General features: G+C 37.3%; 14 protein-coding genes and 1 pseudogene. 8 read left to right on the top strand and 7 right to left on the bottom strand.

Translation table 11 applies throughout. From position 1 onward, the window contains the following. Nucleotides 1-14: 14 nt before the first annotated feature. From rsmA to lptF, 6 genes are all read right to left on the bottom strand, one after another. On the bottom strand, nucleotides 15-845 hold the full coding sequence (gene rsmA, locus ACFILA_RS01275) for a 16S rRNA (adenine(1518)-N(6)/adenine(1519)-N(6))-dimethyltransferase RsmA (RefSeq protein ID WP_375660514.1): 831 nt from the start codon (nucleotides 843-845) through the stop codon (nucleotides 15-17). Then, the gene (pdxA, locus tag ACFILA_RS01270; protein ID WP_375630753.1) at nucleotides 836-1,849 is read right to left on the bottom strand and encodes a 4-hydroxythreonine-4-phosphate dehydrogenase PdxA; all 1,014 of its coding nucleotides are present in this window, start codon (nucleotides 1,847-1,849) and stop codon (nucleotides 836-838) included. Before pdxA ends, rsmA begins: the two co-directional genes overlap by 10 nt. After that, nucleotides 1,849-2,805: a SurA N-terminal domain-containing protein gene (locus ACFILA_RS01265; protein WP_375612927.1), complete on the bottom strand. Its 957-nt coding sequence runs from the start codon at nucleotides 2,803-2,805 to the stop codon at nucleotides 1,849-1,851. Before ACFILA_RS01265 ends, pdxA begins: the two co-directional genes overlap by 1 nt. 109 nt (nucleotides 2,806-2,914) lie before the next feature. After that, the gene (locus tag ACFILA_RS01260) at nucleotides 2,915-5,275 is read right to left on the bottom strand and encodes an LPS-assembly protein LptD (protein WP_375660513.1); all 2,361 of its coding nucleotides are present in this window, start codon (nucleotides 5,273-5,275) and stop codon (nucleotides 2,915-2,917) included. Beyond that, entirely contained in the window at nucleotides 5,276-6,367 is a 1,092-nt protein-coding gene (gene lptG, locus ACFILA_RS01255; RefSeq protein WP_375612925.1) for an LPS export ABC transporter permease LptG, read from the bottom strand. Continuing rightward, on the bottom strand, nucleotides 6,364-7,554 hold the full coding sequence (gene lptF, locus ACFILA_RS01250) for an LPS export ABC transporter permease LptF (RefSeq protein WP_375660512.1): 1,191 nt from the start codon (nucleotides 7,552-7,554) through the stop codon (nucleotides 6,364-6,366). The genes lptG and lptF overlap by 4 nt, the downstream gene beginning before the upstream one ends. Nucleotides 7,555-7,951: 397 nt before the next feature. Here lptF and ACFILA_RS01245 point away from each other — a divergent pair, with 397 nt between their 5' ends. From ACFILA_RS01245 to ACFILA_RS01235, 3 genes are read left to right on the top strand one after another with little or no spacing between them, the layout of a single operon-like run. Beyond that, nucleotides 7,952-8,398 (top strand): DNA polymerase III subunit chi, encoded by a 447-nt coding sequence (locus tag ACFILA_RS01245; RefSeq protein ID WP_273791065.1) that lies wholly within the window; start codon nucleotides 7,952-7,954, stop codon nucleotides 8,396-8,398. Continuing rightward, nucleotides 8,398-8,577: a hypothetical protein gene (locus ACFILA_RS01240; RefSeq protein WP_375630745.1), complete on the top strand. Its 180-nt coding sequence runs from the start codon at nucleotides 8,398-8,400 to the stop codon at nucleotides 8,575-8,577. The genes ACFILA_RS01245 and ACFILA_RS01240 overlap by 1 nt, the downstream gene beginning before the upstream one ends. Continuing rightward, entirely contained in the window at nucleotides 8,567-8,830 is a 264-nt protein-coding gene (locus tag ACFILA_RS01235; RefSeq protein ID WP_273791119.1) for a hypothetical protein, read from the top strand. The genes ACFILA_RS01240 and ACFILA_RS01235 overlap by 11 nt, the downstream gene beginning before the upstream one ends. On the opposite strand, the gene ACFILA_RS01230 is transcribed toward ACFILA_RS01235, so the two are convergent. Next, entirely contained in the window at nucleotides 8,827-10,116 is a 1,290-nt protein-coding gene (locus tag ACFILA_RS01230) for an MFS transporter (RefSeq protein WP_273791063.1), read from the bottom strand. The genes ACFILA_RS01235 and ACFILA_RS01230 overlap by 4 nt on opposite strands. Before the next feature lie 572 nt (nucleotides 10,117-10,688). On the opposite strand from ACFILA_RS01230, the gene bafA (ACFILA_RS01225) reads away from it, so the two are divergent. From bafA (ACFILA_RS01225) to ndk, 5 genes and pseudogenes are all read left to right on the top strand, one after another. Next, nucleotides 10,689-16,199, top strand: coding sequence for a BafA family autotransporter (bafA, locus tag ACFILA_RS01225; protein ID WP_375660511.1), 5,511 nt, complete (start codon nucleotides 10,689-10,691; stop codon nucleotides 16,197-16,199). 362 nt (nucleotides 16,200-16,561) lie between these two features. Further along, complete coding sequence (bafA, locus tag ACFILA_RS01220) at nucleotides 16,562-19,126, top strand: BafA family autotransporter (RefSeq protein WP_375660510.1); 2,565 nt, start codon at nucleotides 16,562-16,564, stop codon at nucleotides 19,124-19,126. 339 nt (nucleotides 19,127-19,465) lie between these two features. Continuing rightward, a pseudogene (locus tag ACFILA_RS01215) lies at nucleotides 19,466-19,700 on the top strand (integrase arm-type DNA-binding domain-containing protein); the annotation flags it as partial. Between the two features lie 256 nt (nucleotides 19,701-19,956). Beyond that, complete coding sequence (bafA, locus tag ACFILA_RS01210) at nucleotides 19,957-22,518, top strand: BafA family autotransporter (protein WP_375660509.1); 2,562 nt, start codon at nucleotides 19,957-19,959, stop codon at nucleotides 22,516-22,518. Nucleotides 22,519-22,903: 385 nt separating this feature from the next. Further along, nucleotides 22,904-23,326, top strand: a complete 423-nt coding sequence (gene ndk, locus ACFILA_RS01205) for a nucleoside-diphosphate kinase (protein WP_375660508.1) — start codon at nucleotides 22,904-22,906, stop codon at nucleotides 23,324-23,326. Nucleotides 23,327-23,584: the final 258 nt, after the last annotated feature.

Genomic DNA, 23,584 nt, shown 5'->3' with positions numbered 1-23,584 from the left:
ACAAAGTACATTTTTTAGAGCACTAGATGCGCTAAAGTTACAAATTCAGAAACCGAGAGCGTTTCAGCACGGCGCATTCCATCAATTCCAGCTTTTTCTAATAGCACTTCACCTCCAAGTGTTTTGAGATTTTGACGAAGCATTTTTCGTCTTTGCCCAAAGGCGGTTTTTGTGACAAGGCTTAGTTTTTGTGCAGAGCAGGAAAGAGGTTGTGTTCGTGGAATAATATGAACAACGGAAGACGTTACTTTAGGTATTGGTATGAAGGCTTGAGGGGGTACATCGAAAGCAATTTTAGCAGTAGTACGCCAGCCAGTTAAGACACTAAGACGTCCATAATGAGTAGATTGAGGTTTAGCTGTAATCCGTTTGGCAACTTCACGTTGAAACATCAATGTCATTGATTCATAAAAAGGAGGCCATGGTTCAGTCAAAAGCCAATTTAATAAGAGTTTTGTCCCAATATTATAGGGAAGATTTGCAATAATACGAGGTTTTTCTGGGCTTGTTTCAAAGAGTTTTGAGAAGTCTTGCTTTAGTGCATCATTACAAATAACTTTTAATTTTTTAGGGTAGTGTTTTTCTATTTCTAAGAGAGCCGGTATGCAGCGCTCATCGCGTTCTATTGCTGTTACAATGGCACCCTTTGCTAGCAAGGCACGTGTGAGACCTCCAGGACCAGGACCAATTTCAAGAACAGGTTTTCCTTCTATATTGCCTGCTTGATGAGCAATTTTAGATGTTAAATTAAGATCAAAAAGAAAATTCTGCCCCAAAGATTTATGCGCTTGTAATCCATATATATCAATGACCTCACGCAGAGGAGGGAGATTATCTATTGGCATGGTATTAAACTATTTTTTGCAAGTTGATTTGCAAGTTTAAGAGCAGCAATAAAGCTTTCGGGAGAGGCTATCCCTTTATCAGCAATGTCAAAAGCAGTTCCGTGATCTGGAGACGTGCGAATAAAAGGTAGACCTAACGTGACATTAACAGTGCTATCAAAGTCTAATGTCTTAACAGGGATAAGGGCTTGATCATGATACATACAAATGGCAACGTCATATGCCTTTCTTGCACATTCATGGAACATTGTGTCGGCAGGTAGCGGGCCTGCAATATTGAGTCCTTTCTTTTTAAGATATTCAATAGCAGGAGTGATAACTTCAATATCTTCTTTGCCCATTGCACCTCCTTCTCCAGCATGGGGATTAAGACCAGCAACAGCTAGTCGGGGTGACGTTATTTTAAACCGTGTTTTTAAGTCACATTCAGTAATAAGTACCGTTTGAATAATTAAATCACGGGTAAGCTGTGAAGGAACATTTTTAAATGGAATATGAACAGTTATTGGTACTGTTTTTAATCGAGGTCCTGCTAACATCATAACTGGATGATAGTATTTATGAAAAGCTTTATGGGCTAAATCAGCTAAAAATTCTGTATGACCTGGAAATTGAAAACCGGCATCATAAAGATTCTTTTTTGCAATAGGACAAGTGATAAGTGCACATGCATGGCCATTTTGAATCAATTGAACACAGCGTTTAATTGCTTCAATAATTCCAGCGGCATTATTCGATGAAGGTATACCTAATTGATCACTTTGTTTGTTTTTTAACGGGATGATAGGAAGAGCGTTTTGAAAATTTTTTGCAGGATTATTGATTAAAACAGATTGCACCTCAACATCAATCTGTAAAAAACGAGCGCGCGAACGAATAACATCTGGATCAGCAAGAAGTACAAAAGGCGGAATTTGGCGCGTAACACGCAAATTCCACGCTTTTAATACTATTTCAGGACCAATACCGGCAGGATCACCACCACTAACAATAAGAGCAGCCATTATGAATTTTGAATGCGTGCCACTCGCCGCAGTTCTCCTAAATATTTGTCGCTTAATTCTTCAAGTTTTTGCGGGCTTCTTTTTTTACTATCTTGAAGAGAAAATATCAGTCGAGCGACATAATCATCAGAAACTCTTTTTATTTTGCAGACAGCAATTGCTTCAATTCCATCAGATGTCTCTTGTAATTTTGTCATTTTTCCAGCAGGCGTTTCAAGAATAGCTTGTTCCCATGCATTAGGAAGTTGTGGCTCCAGAAACTTTCCTAAGTGGCGGATAGTAACGTCTAAAATACCTCTTGCTTGATTGTGAGCATTGGCACATCCACGGAAATGTGCGCGAAAATTACTTGCTTCTCTTTGACGTCTTTCAAAGATCTCTGAACGACGATGTGCAGGAATGACAAAAACAATTCGCTGTAATGTATATTCGTTGGTTGAAGGTTTTACACCACCATTTTTTAATATTCTGCGTACAGCTTCTTGTTCGCTAATCATACCTGTTTCAGCTTGATAGCGTGCGCTAACAAGACGCCCCCATCCTATTTGTCCACGGATGTAATCTTTAAAGTGTTGCACTGTGATCTCAGTTTGGATCAGAATCTGGTTGAGCTGATCAATCGTCATATTATTTTGTGTCGCAAAATTCTCAAAAGCTCTATCAACTTCATCATTGCTTACTTCAATATTAAGACGTTTTATTTCAATATTTTTTAGCTTTTCGTCAATAAGCTCTTTTTTAGCCTGTGCCACCAAATTGCCTTGCTTTTGTTGTAATCTGAGAAAAGCAAGGCGTCTTTGTATATCATAATTTGTGATGGGGTTGCCATTAACTGTAACAACAATAGAAGTCTGCGCAAAGACTGTCGGAATCAAAAATCCATTTATTAACAGGCTACTTACGCTCAAAGACGCAATATAAAATAAAGCAAGAAAACGCTTTTTCAATTTATTCATGTAAATAGGCTTTCGCATTGTTTATTAATTCTCATCAACAACTTAAAATACACGCTTTCTTTCATAAAAACAATGATAAGTTAAATGACTGATACATTCCCTTTATAAATTAATCTATCTTTTTTCCGATATCTGCAATCGTACGCAATGAAAGAGAGAAATTAAAGTTTTGCAAGGGTGCTTTCCTGCCTGGATTCGTTACCTGTTGATAACCGAATGTTAACCCGAAACATTCATCCATATAACTCAAGCTAATTCCTCGCTTTATAAATGTACCAGATACTAAATCATAACCGGCGTTGCTATTAATGGACCAATAATCTGCCAATTTAAGTCCTGTTTGAAAAGAAATTTCTTGGCGCTCTTGAGAATATTCATAATCTGGTTGCTTTGTGATATAGGCATATTGTAGAGCTGCCCAAAAATTTTGCCATTTTTGTGATGCTTCGATTTCACTACGGCGGATTTTTCCTGTTTTTTTGTCAAAGCGTCCACGCGTTTCTAAGGAAAAACCACTTTTATGGGTTGTACCAAACATTGCAACATAGTCTGAACGTTTTGCCTCTAAGCTAGAATGAGTACCGACATTGATAAAGTCCTTTTCTGCAAAAGAATTCTTTCCTGCTAGATGAAAGGATTGTCCAATGAGACCATAAAGAGACCAATTATCATTAAGGCTTCCAGAATATCTTATACCTATATTGGCTCTTGTACCGCCTTCTACACGATCATAACCAGAAAATTTGTCTCGTTGAAAGAGAGTGGTTGCATCAAAGACAAAGCTTTGAGCATCTTCATTAGGAATTTGTCCAATATATTGTTCATTATTGCGTATAAAAATTTGTGCAGTTGGTTCTATAATATGTGTAGAATGATCAGCTGTAATGAGGAAGGGATAGCGTAGTTCCAACCCTGCTGTTGCCATGCCACGAATTGCTGAACCATGAATTGCGGATAAGGCATTGTTTTCTATAGAATCTGTGTGATTTTCTCTTGCATTGGTTGTAATGATATCAGCTCGTAGAGAGAGAAGAGGGGTTAAGATGAGTCCGTTGTGCGTGTTGAAGCGCTTTTTCCACTGAAGCTCGTTTGTTAAACGCAAACTATTTCCAGCCATACCAGAAAGTTTTACTGTGTTGAGAGGGTTTCCGTTCTGGTCGGGTGAACTGAAGTCAGCATGGCGACGATAAACTGATTGCATATTACTATGGAAGGTAAGCTCTCCATTATAAATGGGTTCATCTGGTGTGAAAAAATAATCGATGCGTGGTAAGACCCACGCTTGCCGAGAGTGACGTTCATAATGAGGATCATTCAATATTGAATCTTGAACTTTAAAATGATAAAAACGCATATCAAAATAATTTTTTCCTGCAAGACCATTCAGATAGATCTGAGAAAGTTGTGTAGGATTGTTATAGTTTTCAAGTTTATAGGCACGACTAAAATGCCGATCTGATTGTGCAAGAATATCCCATCCATAAGTCCAGTGTGAATTAATACGAAAATCCCCCTTTGTCGCCAGCATATAACGGTTTTTATGTTGGGCATCAATCGTATCATTATCAAATCTATGCGGTTTCATTTGATATATATGAGCAAAGCGAATGTTATAACGTCCCGTTTTTAAACGCTGACGCCATTCCCCTTCGGTTAAAAGCCCTTGTTGGGTATAAACCGTAGAAGAAAGGGTAAAATCATAATGGGGGGCGAGATTCCAGAAATAAGAATTCTTTATCCCCATACCGAGATAATCAGTATAAAAAAAATGAGGAGTAAGCAGACCGCTAGCACGCCTAACAGTTGGATCATAGATCTCAAAATTTGGAAATTTTATAATCGGTACACCAAAAACTTCAAAACTGCTATTTTCAAACCGAATTTTTTTGATGTTATTATTCCATATGATCTTTCTTGCTTTAATTTTCCATAGGACGTCTCGATCTGGTTTATAAGAGCAAGGTTCACAGGCTGTATAGGTTGCATTTTCAAAGACTGTTATGTGGTTGTGTTTGCGTGTAGCATTTTGGGCTGAAAAGTGAACATTGTTGGCTGTATCAATACGTAAGGCGTTTACAAAACCCTCGCCAAGATCTTTGGTCATATCAATTTGGTTGGAATAAATTTTATTACCATCCTTTTGAGTAATTTCAACGTTCCCTTGTGCTATAAGCCGTCCTGTTTTTTGATTGTAAATAATTTTTTGAGCGACAACTTTATTGCCATCATATTCGATTTGAACATTACCGTGTGCAGAAACAGTGTTTTCATCACGATTGTAGATGAGTTCATCCGCAGAGAGCAAAAGAGGAGGTTCCGGATTTTGAATGCGACTTTGAGAAGGAGATAGAAGGCTTTGAGCGTGCGCACAATAAGACAAGGCACCTCCTAAAATAACCCCTATAACACTTTTAAAAGCGAGAGCACTTAATTTTGTTAAAATAGTTTTTTTAAGTGTTAATGCTTTCACTTAGCCATCCTCTTTATGAAGTAAAAAAGAGATTCCTAAGAATAACGCAATAACAACGGGTGTCCAAGCTGCAATAATTGGTGGAATATATCCAGCATTACCAAAAGCTTGAACAAGTACGGAAATAACATAAAGCATAAACCCAGCTATTACGCCACCAAGAATCAACATTCTAGATTGCCCAAAACGTGTAAAATTTAAAGATACAGTTGCTGCAATGAGGGTCATTGCCACAAGCAATGCCGGTAATGCAATCAAAGATTGAAAATACATATCAAAATTATTAGCAGAATAGCCAAATGAACGTGCAATCATAATTTTTTTTGGCAATTGGTAAAATGGAATAGTTGCGGGATTCACTAAACGTTCCGTTAAAAATTCAGGTTTTAGATTGGTTTTTATTTGCAACACGGTAAATTTTTCAGGAGGATGCCCTATTTTATAGATTGTTCCATTTGTTAATAGCCAAAATCCATTAGTCAAGGTTGCTTTTGGGGCGTTAATCCAATTTTTGACGGTTGCGTTGTCATTGTATTGTACAAAGGTTGCATCGAGAAGAGAAAGTCCTTGATCGGTGATAGATTTGGCGCCAATGGTTGTTCTGCCTAAATTTGTACGTTGTGTTAACCAGTGGATACTTGTATTGTGAAGAGGTGTTAGTACATTGTGATTGCGCCATTCAGTCATCTTTTTTTCTGCTTGAGAAAATCCCCATGCAGCAAGTGGATTAATGAGAAGAATTGAAAATAATCCCAAAAGAAAAGCTCCAAAACAAGCTGGCATAAGAAATTGCCATGCAGAAACACCGATTGAACGAGTCACTACAAGTTCAAGTTTTTTGTTGAGCGAGATAAGCGTTGCCATTGCAGAAAAGAGTGCAATGAAAGGGATAAGTTGTTGCATGATAAAAGGGATGCGTAAAGCAGAGAGGAAAAATGCATCTTTTGCTGTATAATGCGGAAGGGAAGATAGCCTACCGGAATTCTCTGTGAAATCGATTAAAAGAGCAAGAACAAAAATGCTTCCCCAGAAATAACAAGTTATTTTAAGATACCGTATAAAAAAATATCGTCCAAGTGTCCACCCAATCATGATATTTTATCCGAGGAATCTTGAGATTTTCGCTGTTCAAATTTGTTCATTATTTTTTGAAAAGCGATTTGAAGTATCTCATTAACTTTTGTGGGAAGCCCAATTTTATGATTCGTTAAAAGCATAAAAAAGACAAATGCACTTGTTCCTATGGGTATAATATAAAGGAGAGGAACGTATGCAAGATCGCTTTTTGATTTTTCTGCGAAAAAATATCCTATCCAATACACCAGAAAAGAAAGGGCAATTGCCGAGAGATTTGCGGAATGACGAGCTTGTCGATGGGAGCGTACATCCCCTGCCGCTGCTAATGCAATAAGTGAAAAAACAATAGGGTAGAGCCATTGTGTTAATCTGCGGTGAAGTTCAGCTTTATATTGGAGTGGTTTTCGTTGATAGTAGGGATCTTTTGGGTCAGGGTTTTGTAAATAAGAAAGAGACCGATCTTTTGGATAAAGAGTAGGTGTTTTATCACTGGGGATAAACTCTCCTAGGCTAAAAGTATATGAGCTAAATTGCACGATTGAAACACTGTTATTTTGATGATTGACTCTTTCTATTTCACCGTTATTGAGAACCAGAAAACTGCCGTTTTTATTGCTCACAATGGATGCGTCTGTTGCATAATAAAAAAGATCAGTCTTAGGATCACGCTGGTCGGCAATGAAAAGGCGTTCAAGTGTTCCGTTTGGATTTCGTTCGCCAATTTCTATGTAAAGGTTATTGGCGAGTTTTTGAAAGCTCCCTTCACTAATGAATAGATTTATAAGATCAAAATGAGCGCTTGCTAGCATTTGTCGCATATGAAGACGCGCTTGAGGAACAACAAAATTAGCTATAGAAAAGGAGATACAGGATGCAATAATAGCAAGAAGAAGGATAGGTTTCCAAACAGTACTTTTAGGAAAACCAGAGGCATTGATGACAGCAAATTCTGAGTCTTGATGCATTGCTGAGAGGATGGTTGTAACTGCGATCACTAATGCAAATGGAATGACAAGAAAAATAACAGAAGGAACCAATGAAAGTGAAAATTGTAAGACTGTGAGGAGTGTTTGTTTACTTGTTGTGAGAAAGTTTATCCGTGCAAGAATTTGTATAGTCCAACTAACGCCCACTGCTGCAATCATGACAGAACTAAACAAAACAAGGACACGTTTCAGGATGTAGAACTCAATAATACGCATAAATTGGGGAAAATCCTCAGTCTTTAATTCGATAGCAAATATTTTTACTGCTTTCGGTTAAAATGTAATAAAGTTTGAAAAAATATCCTTTCATGAATTGGATATTTTTACCAAATAAATAATATAAAATTGCCTATGAGGTCCTCTTTAAATTTTCCGTACATTATATTTTATTTTCAACTATAGTCTACAAAGAATCTAGAAAATAACTTAAAAAACTTTTTTATTAACGTTGAAAATAAAAATTATTGTCTTTTAAAGACACGTGCAAAAAGATGATGCATCTCCATCAAAAAAGAGGGTTTATATCTTGAACCGTTTCCTTTGTATTAGAGATATAGAAGTTTTTTTAAAAAGATGTTAGCTTTTTTATAAAGAATGATGAAGGCTTAAGAGATTGGATATTTTATTCTATCATTTGACGCAGTCAACGCTGAAGGATATTTTGCCGACGCTTGTGGAGCGTGCATTGGCTCGTTTTGGTAAAGTAACAATACAATGTGTGAGTAAAGAACAACGCGATTCTATAGATATACATTTATGGGTTTATGCTGATGAATCATTTATTGGACATGGAACGGAGTGTGATCAATATTCAAACTTTCAGCCTGTATTTCTGACGACAGGACAAGAAAATCCGAATGATTCAAAGGTTCGTTTTCTCATAGAGGGAGCTGTTTGTTCGGATATTGATGCTTATCAACGGCTTGTCGTGATATTTGATGGTAGAAGTGAAGAGCAGTTGAATCTCGTTCGTGCACAGTGGAAAAAATATAAAATGGAAAATCATAATTTAACGTATTGGCAACAGACTGAAGATCGTCGCTGGGAAAAACAGGTTTAATGCGTCTCGTATCTATTGCTCTGATTTTTATAGGATTGCTGGGAATAGTAAATCCAGCACTTTTTATTACGGAAGGTTCAGGGGGAGGGCGTTGGGTTTTTATTGTGATTTTTCTTTTAGGCATGCTAAAGATATGGCCTATAATTAAAAAAACGAAACGCCATGATGATGATTATTGATCGAATTTTGCTTATTTTATGGGCTGTGATGTTGTCCTTCTTTTGCGTGTCGTGGTTGGGGACAACGCATATCTTATCAAAAATGTTTGCTGTTGCTTATATGAGTAATATTGCAGATTTTTTATTTTTCTTTTTGAGTGCATTGTTTGCGGGAATATTGTGGTGGAAAATACCTCAACCCCTGTCTTTAAAAACAAAACTGGCAGCATTTTTGCCGCCAGTCCTTATTTTATTCTTCGTTATTATATTTTAGTTGGATATTTCATCATCTGTAAATCCGACGAAGCAAATCAGTGAAATAAAAGAAGCAAGAAGCAAATAATAACCGATATAAGATGTATCGAAATGTTGCACCAGATATTCTGCAATATAAGGCGCGAGAGATGCTCCTATGATAGCAGATAAATTGAAAGTGATAGAAGAACCGGTATATCGAATTGCTGTTGGGTATGGTGAAGCCAAAACAGCACCAAGAGGACTGTATATCATTCCCATGAGAGACAAACCGATGACAGACATTGCAAGGACTCCTATAACTCCAGAATTTAAGAAATAAGGAATTGCGAAAGAATAAATACCGGTGATGATCGTAATCCAAATCATCAAAGTTCTACGTCTAATACGGTCAGCGAGTTTTCCAGTGATGACAGTAAAAATCCCACAAAAAATAGCACCGACAATTTCGATTTGAAGAGCTTGATGAAATGGCAATTGCAGATGGTTTGTTGAATAGCTTAACAAATATGTAGTAACCAAGTAAAACAAAACAAAAGTTGCCATACCAGAAAATACTCCAAGAAATAGGATTCGTGGACATTTTAAAAAGACATCTATGATAGGAACTTTGACATGTTCTTTACTTTCAAGAGTTTTTTTGAATTGAACAGTTTCATTAATTGAAAGACGGACCCATAATCCTATAATCATAAAAACAACTGAAGCAATAAAAGGAATACGCCATCCCCAAGCTAAAAGTTCCGCACGATCAAGGAAATGCAACAGAGCTAAATAAACAGCAATAGATAAAAACAAACCTATTGAAACGCCTAATTGGGGGAACATCGCATACCAGCCGCGCTTTTCTGGAGGGGCATTTTCTGTTGCGAGTAAAACAGCGCCTCCCCATTCTCCTCCTAATCCCATTCCCTGTCCAATACGGCACAAGGTTAAGAGGAAAGGGGCAAACCACCCTGCTATTTCATAAGTAGGAAGAAAACCAATAATGACTGTTGAAAGACCCATTGTGAGAAGAGAAGCAATAAGTGTTGCTTTTCTTCCAATTTTATCCCCAAAATGTCCAAAAACAACTGATCCAAAAGGGCGGGCAAAAAAGGCTGCTCCAAATATTAGGAAAGATTGTAAAATGGCAGTCTGATCATTTTGTGTTGGAAAAAACACATGAGGAAATATAAGAGCTGCGGCAGTGCCAAAGACATAGAAATCGAAGAATTCAATTGTTGGTCCAATAAGGCTTGCAAATAAAATTCGACGAGGGGAGTTTCTGTTGCTTGTAGCTTTCATTTCTGAGTTTATAGACATGAATAGAATGTCCCTTTCAGTATATGACAAATCAAATAACGAGTTAACTGACTATAACTATAGAAATTTCAAATCAGTGTCGAGTCAATATTATGACACTTCGTTATATATTAGAACAATGATTATGGACTGATGAGTATGAATAAGTGTTCTATATATTATCCAAAATGAATAAAATAAAGACGCTGCTTTAAATGCTGTAGAAGATGGTAATAGGTGGCTATAAACGCAGCTCTCATTCACATTGCTGTTTCCTTTAAAGTTTAATGCCATTTTTATCTATTAAGGGATCAATCTTATTCGTAGATCAGTATTTAGTGTTTCAAAATATTAAAAATATTTTTCATGCATGTAATTGCAACACTTTTAAAGTGTATCTAAAGTAAATTAAATCTTTTAGTTGTGCATACATTTTAAAACACAAGGTGTATATTTCGTCTATCAGAGCTTAATCCATCGAATGATTTGCTATCTTAAAAGACATGAGGTTGAGCAATTATGTTGTGTTGTTTTTGTCTATGCACTTTTTTCTAAATGGGGGAATTTAAATTTGAAATTATGGAGTGTGAATAATGCACCGCAAAATGAAATTAAGTTTTTATGCATTAATGACCAGTGGTTTTTTTGTCAAGATTGCGAGTGCAGATGGAGTAGCTACACCAAGAGAAAAGTTATTAACACCAGTAAGTATCAGTGAACATCTAGAAGAGACAAGAAAGTTGTTATCGGAAGTAAGGGGATTAAAAGAAAAAAAGGGGGGATCAAAAAGGATAGAGAATAAACAGAGAGCAGAAGGAAGTAATCCTTCAGAAGAGGGGAGGAAGAGATTAGAAAACCTATTCTTTGAAGTACTCACAAATTCAATAATTTATGATGATATTGCCGTTTATATTACTGACCGTGATTCTGAGGACTCTGGTAAAAAAGTAAATAGCTTTAATTATGAAGACGCTGGATATTCTATCAATAATACGGTTCAGGAGGGTGGAAAACTTTACATTGATGCAGCAAGTGTTAGCAGGGATACGACAATTGAGCATGGTGGGATTGAGTTTGTCCAAAACTTAAGCATTTCAGAATATGCCACTGTTAAAAAAGGTGGTAAACAAATTGTTGAGAGTGGTGCAAATGCAGAAGGTGCTAAAATTTATGGTGGCGAGCAGATTATTTTTGGTAAGGGAAGTCTTGGATCTGGTTTGTTGCGTAAAGATAAGGCAAGTAGTGCTTATAACACCGAAATTTATGCTGAAGATGGAATACTAGGAATACAAAGTGTCTATAGTGGGGGGATGGCTGTTGACACAAAGATTATGAGAGGCGGTGTCCAGAATCTTGATGGTGAAGAGAATTTTCATAACGGCTTCTCAGAAGATGCTGATACAGCCGATACAGAAGATGAAGATTTTACAATTAATGAGGGGGCTTTTGCACTGAGTAGCGAACTTTTTAAAAATGGTATGCAGAATATCTTTGCGGGAGGGAATGCGAGTGAAGTTACTTTATACGATAGAGCTATTCAGAATATATATGATTCTGGATATGCGGATAATCTAACTATTAATCATCAAGCAAGGTCATGGGGTTTTGCTGGTGCGATATTAGGTGAAAATACAAATGTTCATGATTTTGGTAGTCTTTATCTTTATGCTGGGAATGGTGAAGCTGTTACGGAAGTAGAAAATCTTAATTTAAATGGAGAAGATAGCAAACTATACATTATTGCGTCTGAAGATAACGGCAAAAAACCTGAGATTAATGTTAAGAATTTAAAAGGAAGTGGTAGAGTTATTTTTACGTCTTTAGGGACGAATAAGCTCTATTCTCAACTTAATATTGATGATCTTTCAGGTTCTTTACATTTCGATTTTAATGTCAATTTTGCCAAGCAGCTTAGTGATTATCTTGTGATTAAAAAAAGGGGCTCTGGTTCTCACACAATAAGTGTGGCTGATTCTGGGAGTGAAATTACAAATTCTTCTTACAAAAAGCTTAAATTAATTACTGATCGCAGCGGAAATGCCCATTTTACTCTGACAAACACTTTTGGTGAAAAAATCAGAGCTATTGATGCCGGAACCTATCGGTACAGTTTGAAACATAGAAACAATAAGGGTACTGGTAAAATTTGGTACTTAGATGCAAACCACACCATTGATGAGACAACTTCTCAAGTTTTTGATAGTGTATTGAAACCATATACTGGTTCATCAAGTGATTTACTTACAGAACTCACAATTGATCAAGGAACAACTGTTTCTATTGCAGATCCTAGCTTTGACACGAGTAGCAAGGAAGTTGATAGCACTGGAGAAACTTCAATTAGTAATACAGTTAAAGATGGTGGAAAGCTTTCCGTTTATAGCGGTGGTTTTAGCTTGTATACGACAATTCAAAGAGGTGGCACTGAGCTTATTAAAACACAGGGTCTTTCACAGGATACTATTGTTCATAAAGGTGGGCAACAAAAGGTTGAAGATGGGGGAAAAGCTGAAGGGGTTAAAATTTACGGTGGTGAGCAGTTTGTTTCAGGAAAGTCTGATATCAAAGGTGAGATGGTAAGAAGCAGTGCCTATGACACTATCGTTTCTGGTAAAAATGGAGTGCGAGGATATCAGAATGTGTACGATGATGGAGAGGTTTTTAACACAAAGATCATGGAAGGAGGGATACAAAATCTTTATGGAGAAGAGGATCTAAACGATTATAGCAGTTTTGCATTTGATACGAAGGTCTTTTCTGGTGGAGAGCAACATGTTTTAGCGGGGGGAATCGCGATTGGCGTTCTTTTACAAGGGACTGCTTTTCAGGTAATAGATTTAGGAGGTTATGTAAAAGATTTAACCGTTAAGGATCAAGCACAATCGTGGTTACATGGTGGCGCAACATTGGAAGGAAAGACAACGGTTAATGATTCTGGACGGATTTATCTTTATGCTGGTGCAGAGCAGTCTCGTACTGAAGTAGAAAAAATTGTCTTAAATGGCAGAGATACAAAATTGTATTCTATTGCTTCTAATATAGATGGCGAAAGTTCTTTGATTGAAAATCTGAGTGGGAATGGTCGTGTTATTTTTACTTCTACCGTGTTTAATCCACATTACTCCAAACTTGAGATCAATGATCTTTCAGGGAGTTTACATTTTAGGTTGCATACTAATTTTGCAGAACAGCGCGGTGATTATCTTCTGATAAAACAAGGATCAGGTAATCACACCATAAGTGTTATCGATTCTGGTGTTGAAATGACCAATTCTTCTCTACAAGATCAGAATTTAGTTTTGGAGCTTGATTTAATTCATGTTCAAAGCGGAAATGCGCATTTTACTCTGACAGATTTTTCTGGTGAAGAGACGAGTACGATTGATGGTGGAGCCTACATGTATGGCTTAAAGACAAAAGATGATAATGGGGGAAAGACTTGGTCTTTGGCTACATCACAAATAACTTCTGCTCCTGTAATTCCTTCACCTCATGTGGAGTCGCCTATAGATAAGCTTCCTGAAAAAGAAGAAAATATGACATCGTCAAAAGATTTTAGTATCTCTGATGTAATTCATTACAGCATTGGGGAAGGAGGAGAAATTCTACAAAGCTCTTTGCTCGGTGACGATAACGTAGTTTATGTCTCTGATGATGGAGAGCAAGGTGTTCTTAAGAAGTCTATTAATAATACAATTCAGGGATCAGGAAGACTTTATGTTGAAGCTGGTGGTTTCAGTAAAAATACAACCATTGAAAATGGTGGTACTGAGATTGTAGGGGAACAGGGGATCTCAGAATCTACGATTATTTACGAGGGTGGAAAACAAAGAGTGGAGGGAGGAGGAACCGCATTGAGAGCTGAAATTTATGGTGGGGAGCAGCTTGTTTTCGGAAATGGTTATGTAAATGGTGGAATTGTGGGGAGCAGTGCTTATAACACGACACTTTATGGTCAAGGTGATACGCTGGGACAGCAGAATGTATATGATGATGGGATGGCTGTGGGAACAAAAGTGATGAGTGGAGGAGTACAAACTCTTGCTAAGTGGTTTCCTAATGATGATAACTTTGCAGAAAAAGCCGGCGGTTTAGCTGTAAATGCTGAAATCTTTTCAGAGGGTGTGCAGCGTGTTTTAGCAGGAGGTGAAGCAAATACAGTCATTTTACGCACTGGTGGTGTTCAAGAAGTCTATGCAGGTGGAATTGTAAAGAATCTAACGATTGAAGGTAATGCTAATTCATGGATTTCTCCTAGTGCAATATTAGGAGGAGAAATAAAAGTTCAGGATTTTGGTGGGCTCCATCTTGATGCTGGAGACGATGGTCAACAAACTATAGTAGAAAACATTGAATTAAATGGAGAAGACGCTCAATTATACTCCGTTGCTCGTGGGTTTGACGACAAAAGTACACGCATTCAGCAGTTAAGCGGTGTAGGAAAAGTCATTTTTACCTCTTTTGAAGATGATTTATATTACTCTCAGCTTTACATTGATAATCTAGCAGGGAGTCTACATTTTAACTTTAATGTTAGCCTTGCAGAAGAAAAAGGTGATTATCTCTTTATCAAAAATGGCCGTGGTTCTCACACAATAAGTATTTTAGATTCCGGTATTGAAATTGTTGATCCTTCTTCAACAGAACTTGATTTAATTGTTGATCAAAGTGGTGGCGCACATTTTACCTTGAGAAGCTTTTCTGGTGCAAATGTTAAAACTATTGATGGCGGAACCTATACGTATGGTTTAAAACAGAGAATTGATGAGGATGGGGGTGAAAAAGTTTGGTATTTATCTGCAGTATTTATTGATAATGTTTCATTTCTCAACAGTTTACCACGTAGTAGAAGCAGATCTGTGCGGCATTTAAATCAAAATCAATCAGTTTCTTCTCTTTCAACGATTGCAGCACCACAAGCACATGCTATTAAATTGCCACGTCGAAGAGAGAACCGCCAAAACTTAAGGCAAAAATCTCAGGTTTCTGTCTCTCCAACTGTTTCCTCTCTTGGAAGTCACGTTATTGAAGTCTCAGGTCCAGCGAGTTCTCATCCTCTTTCTGCTGAAGAGCAACAAACTGCTATTTCAGAATCTTCTCACTCTTTAGCCGATCAGATGATTGTGCGTCCAGTTCATAAAGAACAGCCTTCTCCACAATTGAGTGAGACGCTTTCAGTTTCTCACTTTTTGACCACGCCCTCTACAGATGCGGTATTGTCTATGTCTGTAGCTCCAGCGATGGTGTTTCACAACGAAATGCAAACAGTGCGTGCGGGAAGAGGGATTCTAGATAAAAGTAAAAAGAATGCAGCTTTATGGACCTATGCGATTAAATCTAAAGAGAGTATTGCGACAGAGCATATAGATTTTAAGTTAGATCAGACAGGTATTGTTTTAGGGATCAATGGTTTAAGCGAGTGGGAAAGTGGAGAGTTTTATATAGGTGGTTTTGGCAGTTATGATCGTGTCCGTGTTGCGCATGCACGGGGGGGTATCAGTGGTATCAATACTTATGGTATTGGCGCTTATGTCACTTATTTGGATCATAGTGGATGGTATCTCGATGGTATTTTAAAATACAATCATTATCAAAATACTCTAAAGGCAGTTTCAACGAATGGTTTAGGGATTGAAGGAAGTTATAGGCAATGGGCGGTGGGCACCTCCTTTGAAGCAGGTTATCGACTTCAGACGTCAAAGAACAGTTGGCTTCAGCCTTATGGACAATTTACATGGTTGCAAGTTGAGGGTAAAGAAATCAAGTTATCGAATGACATGACAGGTGACATGCGTCCATTCACTTCATTACGCAGTGAGGTTGGCTTATCTTTAGGATATGAATTTGGTTCTCACATGGATTCCTCATCGCTTGCGTATATTACAGCAGCATGGTTGCGTGAGAATAAAGATGACAATCAAACGTTAATTAATCAACGGCATTCCTTTACCACGGACTTATCAGGGAATGCAGGTAAATTAGGAATAGGTTTAAGCAGTTTAGTGAGTGAGAAGTTAAAGTTATATGGTGAGGCCCATTATATTAAAGGGCGTAAAACAAAACAGTCCCTTCAGGGAATTATAGGTGTACGCTATAGTTTCTAAGTATATGGTTATTTTTTAGTTATCTTTAAATATATGATTGTTTTTAAAGGTCTTTAATTAAAGGTTCAGAGAACAATTTTTCAGAGCACGCAGCTTCGTTGTTCATGATAAACTGTATACCCTTATATACTTGATTATGCATTACTTTTTATCTTTGATAAGAAAACTCCGAGAAAATGCTAAAGAAGCACTATAAGAGCGCTCTTATATTCTTGATCAAAAAAGTATTTAAAAACTATAAATAACGTTTTTTTATGAGATAAGGAGGATTTTTAAGAAGGATTGTTGCAATCTAAGGTTGAAAATATATTTTGTAGAGCTAATTACGTTTAGTGTCTATGCAGGCGTGAAGGGGGGAGGATATGGCTCTACAATATAAATGGAAACGACATTGTTGGATACTCATGTTGAGCAGCTTTTTTGTGCAAGCTGCTGCTGCAAATGAGGGGGGAACAGCACTTTTTTGTCAATCTTCAAGTTATGAAAATGATAAAGTATTTCAAGATCAATACAATGAGGATATGAAAACAGGCAGATGCATACTTGGAGCCTCTAATGATGCCATGGTAAGAACGCGCAATGAATTAGACTTTTTGAAAAAGCCTAGCGATTTTATCATGGATAAGGGGGCTAGAGTGTTTGCGAGTCAACAGGAACTTGACAGTAGTCATCGTGACAATGCTGGATATAATGCACAAGAACAAAATACTGCGTTTCTTAAAAAGCCTGAACTTATCTCCATTAAAGATGGGGCAATTTTAGAAAATTATATCCTTGATAATGAAGGTAAAGCATACATTTCAAATGATGGTGAGATTGATAGTCCAGGGCGATCCATTAATAACACTGTAAGGAATGGTGCAGAGCTTTATGTGTATGCAGGAGGACTCAGTGAGAATAGTAAAATTGAACATGGTGGAATTGAAAATGTTCAGGCTTTGAAGGGAAAACAAGGTTTTTCGAAAAATGCTGTTGTTGAAGAAGGCGGACACCAAAGTGTTGGAAATGGAGGAAAAGTAGAAGGGACTAAAATTTATGGTGGTGAGCAGCTTGTTTTCGGCGAGGGGGATATTGGAGGAGAGATTAAAGGGAGTAGTGCTTCTCATACTGTCATTTATGGTCAAGATGAAACACTAGGCCAACAAAAAGTATATGATGGCGGAAAAGTTTGGAATACGAAAGTTATGCGAGGGGGTGTCCAAGAGGTTGGAAAAAAGTCTCAAAGTGCAAAAAATGGTGGTTTTGCATTTGACACAGAAGTTTTTGGTGGTGGTAAACAACGTATCTTAAAAGGCGGTCAGGCTATTGGAGTCACTTTAAATGAGAGTGCTATTCAGGAAATATATACTGATGGATCTGTAAAGAATCTAACAATGAATGATCAAACAAAATCATGGGTGCATGCTGGAGCAACATTAGAAGGCAAGACACAGGTAAACCATTCTGGGCAGATCCATCTTTATGCTGGGAATGATCAACAACGCACCACAGTAGAAGATATTATTTTAAATGGAAAAGATACAAAACTGTACTCTGTTACTGATGAGTTTGATGGAAAAAGTTCTTTGATACAAAAATTAAGTGGTGAAGGGAGTGTTATTTTTTCGTTTACAGGTTCTGATCCATATTATTCTCAGCTTCATGTGAATAATCTTTCAGGAAATTTACATTTCGCGTTCAATACTACGATTGCCCATAACCGTGGTGATTATCTCTTGGTTGAGAAAGGCGCTGGGAAACATACAATAAGTGTTTCTGATTCTGGAGTTGAAATCACGGATCCTTTTTCAAATAAGCGTGATTTAATTACGGATCAAAGTGGTGGTGCGCATTTTACGCTGACAGATCTTAAGGGTGAAAAAATTAACGCCATTGATGGTGGAACTTATATGTATGATTTGAAAGAAAGAAAGGATGAAAATGGGAAAGTTTGGTTTTTATCGGCAGACCGCCTCAGTGGACCAGAGCCTTCTATGCCAGATCCGACAGATCCTTTTTTTCCTGGTGAAACATCAACAACCCCCTCTACAGATGCAGTGTTAACGTTGTCCGTAGTCCCTGGACTTATTTTTAATAATGAGTTGCAAGTTGTACGGAATGGTAGAAAAATTTGGGACAGAAATAAGAAAGATATCGAACTATGGACTTATGGGATTAAGAGCAGAGAACGTGTTGCGACAGGCCATACACACTTTAAGCTTGGGCAGACAGGTTTAGTCTTTGGTGCTGATCAGTTGAGTGAATTAAGGCATGGAGAGTTGTATGTTGGTGGTTTTGGGAGTTATGATCAAGCACGTGTTTCTCATGCACGAGGTGGTGATAGTGATTTGAGCTCTTATAGCATTGGAACTTACGCAACTTATTTTGATCATCGTGGATGGTATATGGATGGTGTTTTGAAATATAATTATTACCGAGATAATTTAAAAGCCATATCAACGAATGGTTTAGCTATTCAAAGTCATTACAATCAGTGGGCGATAGGTGGATCATTTGAGATTGGCTGTTATTTTGAACCGGCACAGAATACTTGGATGCAGCCTTATATCAAGCTAACAGGTTTGCAGGTTGAAGGTAAAAGAATAAAACTTTCCAATGAAATGATAGGTGATCTAAGCCCATTAAATTCATTCCGCAGTGAAGTTGGATTGACTGCAGGACATGAATTTTTTGTGAATTCAGAAACTTCATTAACAGCTTACATTATGGCAGCTTGGTTGCGTGAGAATATAAATAATAATTATACGACAATTAATAAGCAGTATAAATTTATTACAGATTTATCAGGCAGTGCGGGTAAATTGGGAATTGGTTTAAACGGTACGGTCAATGATAAACTAACACTTTATGCGGAAGCGCATTATCTAAAAGGACATAAGATTAAGAATGCTCTTCAAGGTATTTTAGGATTACGCTATAGTTTCTAAATATGTGTGTACACGGCTGATTAATTTTACAAATGTAATTGTTTTGCAAGCTTAAACAGATAACGCTCGGCTATGTCTTTTCGAGAGTATAGGGACTTTCTCAAATAGTAGGAATGTCTTTATACTCTCTTTTTTAAAGGCAACATACTGAATTTATAATAATAATTCATTTCTATGCATGTTGAATGAGAGTCCCGAGTATCATAGGATTCTCTCATTCCAAATCTGTTTATGTTGAATCAATCAAAATTATTCGCCTAGCACATCACAAGCGGGATGAACATGTGGATAAAAACTATATAAGAAAAGAGTAAAAATGTTTCTTATGAATCTTCTCTAGTGTCAAGGGCTATCATAACATTAGGATGGCAAAGTGTATGATGATATCGGCTCGCTTCTTCATAAGCGTAAAGATTGGGGACGCAATGGCTTTACCGGTATACCATTCATGGGATGACGTCGCGAAATGGGTTCGGGTGCGTTGAGAGATGTCTCTTTAAAACAAGCGCGTGAATGTACAATTCAAAGGCGTTTTGTGTTTCGTGAAGGACGTGACCTCGTTAGGCACGAGCATTTTGTTCATCTAACTTCAAATATTGAAAATTGTTCCTTGAACTCAAGTAAACAATTTGAATTTTATTAAGATTTTCAGCCGTAAGTTAGAATTTTCTAGTAGCTCATAGATACACAACTTAAAGTTGTTTATATTAAAAAATACACTTAAAAAGTGTTTTTAAACATAAATAAAACACATTACGATACAATCTAAGGCGAGTTACCTACGTAGCCGTGGGATATTTTTCTAAATAATTGAGAGTGGAGTGTCGATAATGCAGTATAAACATAAGTTGGGTTTTTCAGTATTGATGATCAGTAGTTGTTTTGTACAAGTTGCAAGTGCAGTTGAAAACAGGAATGAAGAGTTAAAAAGATTAGAAAATGTGGAAAGTGGAGGGAAGGTACCAAAAGGTTCAGCACTGATTACAACCCTTTTCAACAATAATGTTAAGATCGAAGGTGGTGGTGTTGAAATTGTTGAAAATGGAAAAACTTCCATGGGATCCACTATTGAAAAAGGAGGGATGCAAATAGTTACGCGTGGAGGAAATGCAATAGATGCTAAAATCCTTGGAGGTAAGCAGTTTATTCATGAAGAAAAAGGTCTTGATCTTATAAGCGTGGAGAGAAAAAGTAGTGCATATAAATCCACAGTTTCTGGTGGCAGTGGAGCAGTGGGACAGCAGAATGTGTATGATGGAGCGTGGGTTTGGAATACGAAAGTGGTAGATAACGGAGAACAAAACCTTTATGCAGGAGAAAGAAAAGAGGGGGGAAAATCAATGTATGCTGAGGTCTCTGGAAATGGGAGACAGCACGTCTTAGCGTTAGGAGAATCTTTTGCTACTAATTTGAAAGATCATGCTATTCAAGTTGTATATCCTGAAGGGTTTGTGGATGGTCTGACTGTTAACAACTCTGCTAAGTCGTGGTTCCATGTTGGTATAAAAGATGTCGTTGGAGAAGTAATGGTCAATGATCACGGAGAACTTTATTTATTCGCTGGTGATAGGACAAATCATACGACTAAGAAAAAAATTCCTATAAAGGACAGAGTTGAAGAAACAATATTTGAGGTTGGTGAACGGAATATAGGAGAAAAACCTCAGATTGAAATTGAAGATTTAGGGGGGCAGGATGGGACTATTATTTTTACTTCTATACCGTATGATCCACAACATATTTCACTTCACGTTGAGAAACTTTCAGGAAGTTTGCATTTTCGATTCAATATTAGTGCTACGGGGGATGCAAGTGATTACTTGTCGATTGATGAAGGTTCGGGTAATCACAAAATAAGCGTTGCAGATTCTGGTCGTGAAATTACAGGTCCTATCTCTCAGAAAAATGGTTGGGCTACAGAGATTAATTTAGTTACTGATAAATTAGGAGGCGCTAATTTTACTCTGGAAGATCTTTCAGGTAATTATATTACAGCTGTTGATGGTGGAGCCTATCAGTATGTTTTACGAAAGAGAGAAAGATGTGCTGATTCTAGTGGTTATTCTACAATTTGGTATTTAAGTTCTGCCTCTGAAGGTACGACACGTTCGAGTACTGAAACACAGTGTGTAAACAAGAAAACGAAGATTCCTCTTGCATTGTTTGATCAAAGTGCTTCTTCTAGAGGAAAAAATACCGGTTCTCGTAAACCTACTAAAAAACAACCAGCTAAACCACGTCCTCCACGTCATTTAAGAGAAGCGCAGAATGTCTCTAGTGTTTCTGTATCTCCCTCTCAAGAAAATCAGAATCGTCTGGTGTTTCCTCTAGCGAGTCCTCTTCATTTTTCTGATGAAGAGCAACAGGCTGTTGTTTCAGAATCTTCACAATCTTTAGCCGATCAAATGATTTTGCGTCCAGTTCATAAAGAACAACCTTCTCCACAATTGAGTGAGACGCTTTCAGTTTCTCACTTTTTGACCACGCCCTCTACAGATGCGGTATTGTCTATGTCTGTAGCTCCAGCGATGGTGTTTCACAACGAAATGCAAACAGTGCGTGCGGGAAGAGGGATTCTAGATAAAAGTAAAAAGAATGCAGCTTTATGGACCTATGCGATTAAATCTAAAGAGAGTATTGCGACAGAGCATATAGATTTTAAGTTAGATCAGACAGGTATTGTTTTAGGGATCAATGGTTTAAGCGAGTGGGAAAGTGGAGAGTTTTATATAGGTGGTTTTGGCAGTTATGATCGTGTCCGTGTTGCGCATGCACGGGGGGGTATCAGTGGTATCAATACTTATGGTATTGGCGCTTATGTCACTTATTTGGATCATAGTGGATGGTATCTCGATGGTATTTTAAAATACAATCATTATCAAAATACTCTAAAGGCAGTTTCAACGAATGGTTTAGGGATTGAAGGAAGTTATAGGCAATGGGCGGTGGGCACCTCCTTTGAAGCAGGTTATCGACTTCAGACGTCAAAGAACAGTTGGCTTCAGCCTTATGGACAATTTACATGGTTGCAAGTTGAGGGTAAAGAAATCAAGTTATCGAATGACATGACAGGTGACATGCGTCCATTCACTTCATTACGCAGTGAGGTTGGCTTATCTTTAGGATATGAATTTGGTTCTCACATGGATTCCTCATCGCTTGCGTATATTACAGCAGCATGGTTGCGTGAGAATAAAGATGACAATCAAACGTTAATTAATCAACGGCATTCCTTTACCACGGACTTATCAGGGAATGCAGGTAAATTAGGAATAGGTTTAAGCAGTTTAGTGAGTGAGAAGTTAAAGTTATATGGTGAGGCCCATTATATTAAAGGGCGTAAAACAAAACAGTCCCTTCAGGGAATTATAGGTGTACGCTATAGTTTCTAAGTATATGGTTATTTTTTAATTGATCTCAATGTGTGTAGAAGGATTTTCAAACCAAGTGTCTAGGTTCGTCCTCTTTAAAGAAGAAGGCTTTCAAAAAGATATATTTTTTGCATGTGAGTTTTTTCTTATGACTTTTTATTGCTTAAATGATAATTTTGATGGGAAGCATTTAAGATTATGAAAGAAGGTTCAATATTTATTGAGAGTCGGTAGCGCATCTTTATGATGGGATGAGCGATTGCAGGTATTTTTATTAAAGTTTTCTTTATAATTCATTCTATATTTTGAGAATTTGTGTAGATTTTTGCAGAGTCACTTGGCAAAGGGCTCCTTGCTCGCTATAGAAACAGTCAGAGAATGTTATAAATGAAATAAAGGTGAGTAAATGGCTTTAGAGCGTACTTTTTCGATGATTAAACCAGATGCAACCCGTCGTAATTTGACTGGCGCAATTACTAAAATGCTTGAGGATGCGGAGCTACGTGTTATTGCGTCTAAACGTGTTTGGATGAGCAAACCTGAGGCTGAAAAATTTTATGCTATTCATAAAGAACGCCCTTTTTTTAGTGAATTGGTTGAATTCATGTCTTCTGGTCCAACCGTTGTACAAGTTTTGGAAGGCGAAAATGCAATAGCTAAAAACCGTGAAGTAATGGGGGCTACGAATCCTAGTGATGCAGAAGAAGGGACAATTCGTAAGGTTCATGCTTTATCGATTGGCGAAAATTCTGTCCATGGATCCGATAGTGCTGAAACGGCAAAAACAGAAATCGCCTTTTGGTTTTCTGAGATAGAAATTGTTGGTTAATAAAGCGTATATAAAAAGCAAAAATCCGAAACACTTGTTGAAGGACATTATAAACAAAAATACAATAAAGTCAATAGTTTGTTTGTAATTATTTTATAAGAATCCACTTAAGAATCCACACTTTTATACGTGATTCATTTGACTATTTTTTATATAAGATTGCCATGCATGAATAGACCCAAAAAAGCTAATCATAAAGAAGTTTAAGAAGAAAAAACAACTTCAAAATGTCCTTCAAGCGTTTTAACTTCTTTCGGA

Source organism: Bartonella sp. CL71SXKL (genome assembly GCF_042194935.1).
Taxonomy (GTDB): domain Bacteria; phylum Pseudomonadota; class Alphaproteobacteria; order Rhizobiales; family Rhizobiaceae; genus Bartonella.
The sequence above is the reverse complement of the archived record's forward strand: the minus strand, read 5'-3'. Positions and strand labels throughout refer to the sequence as shown.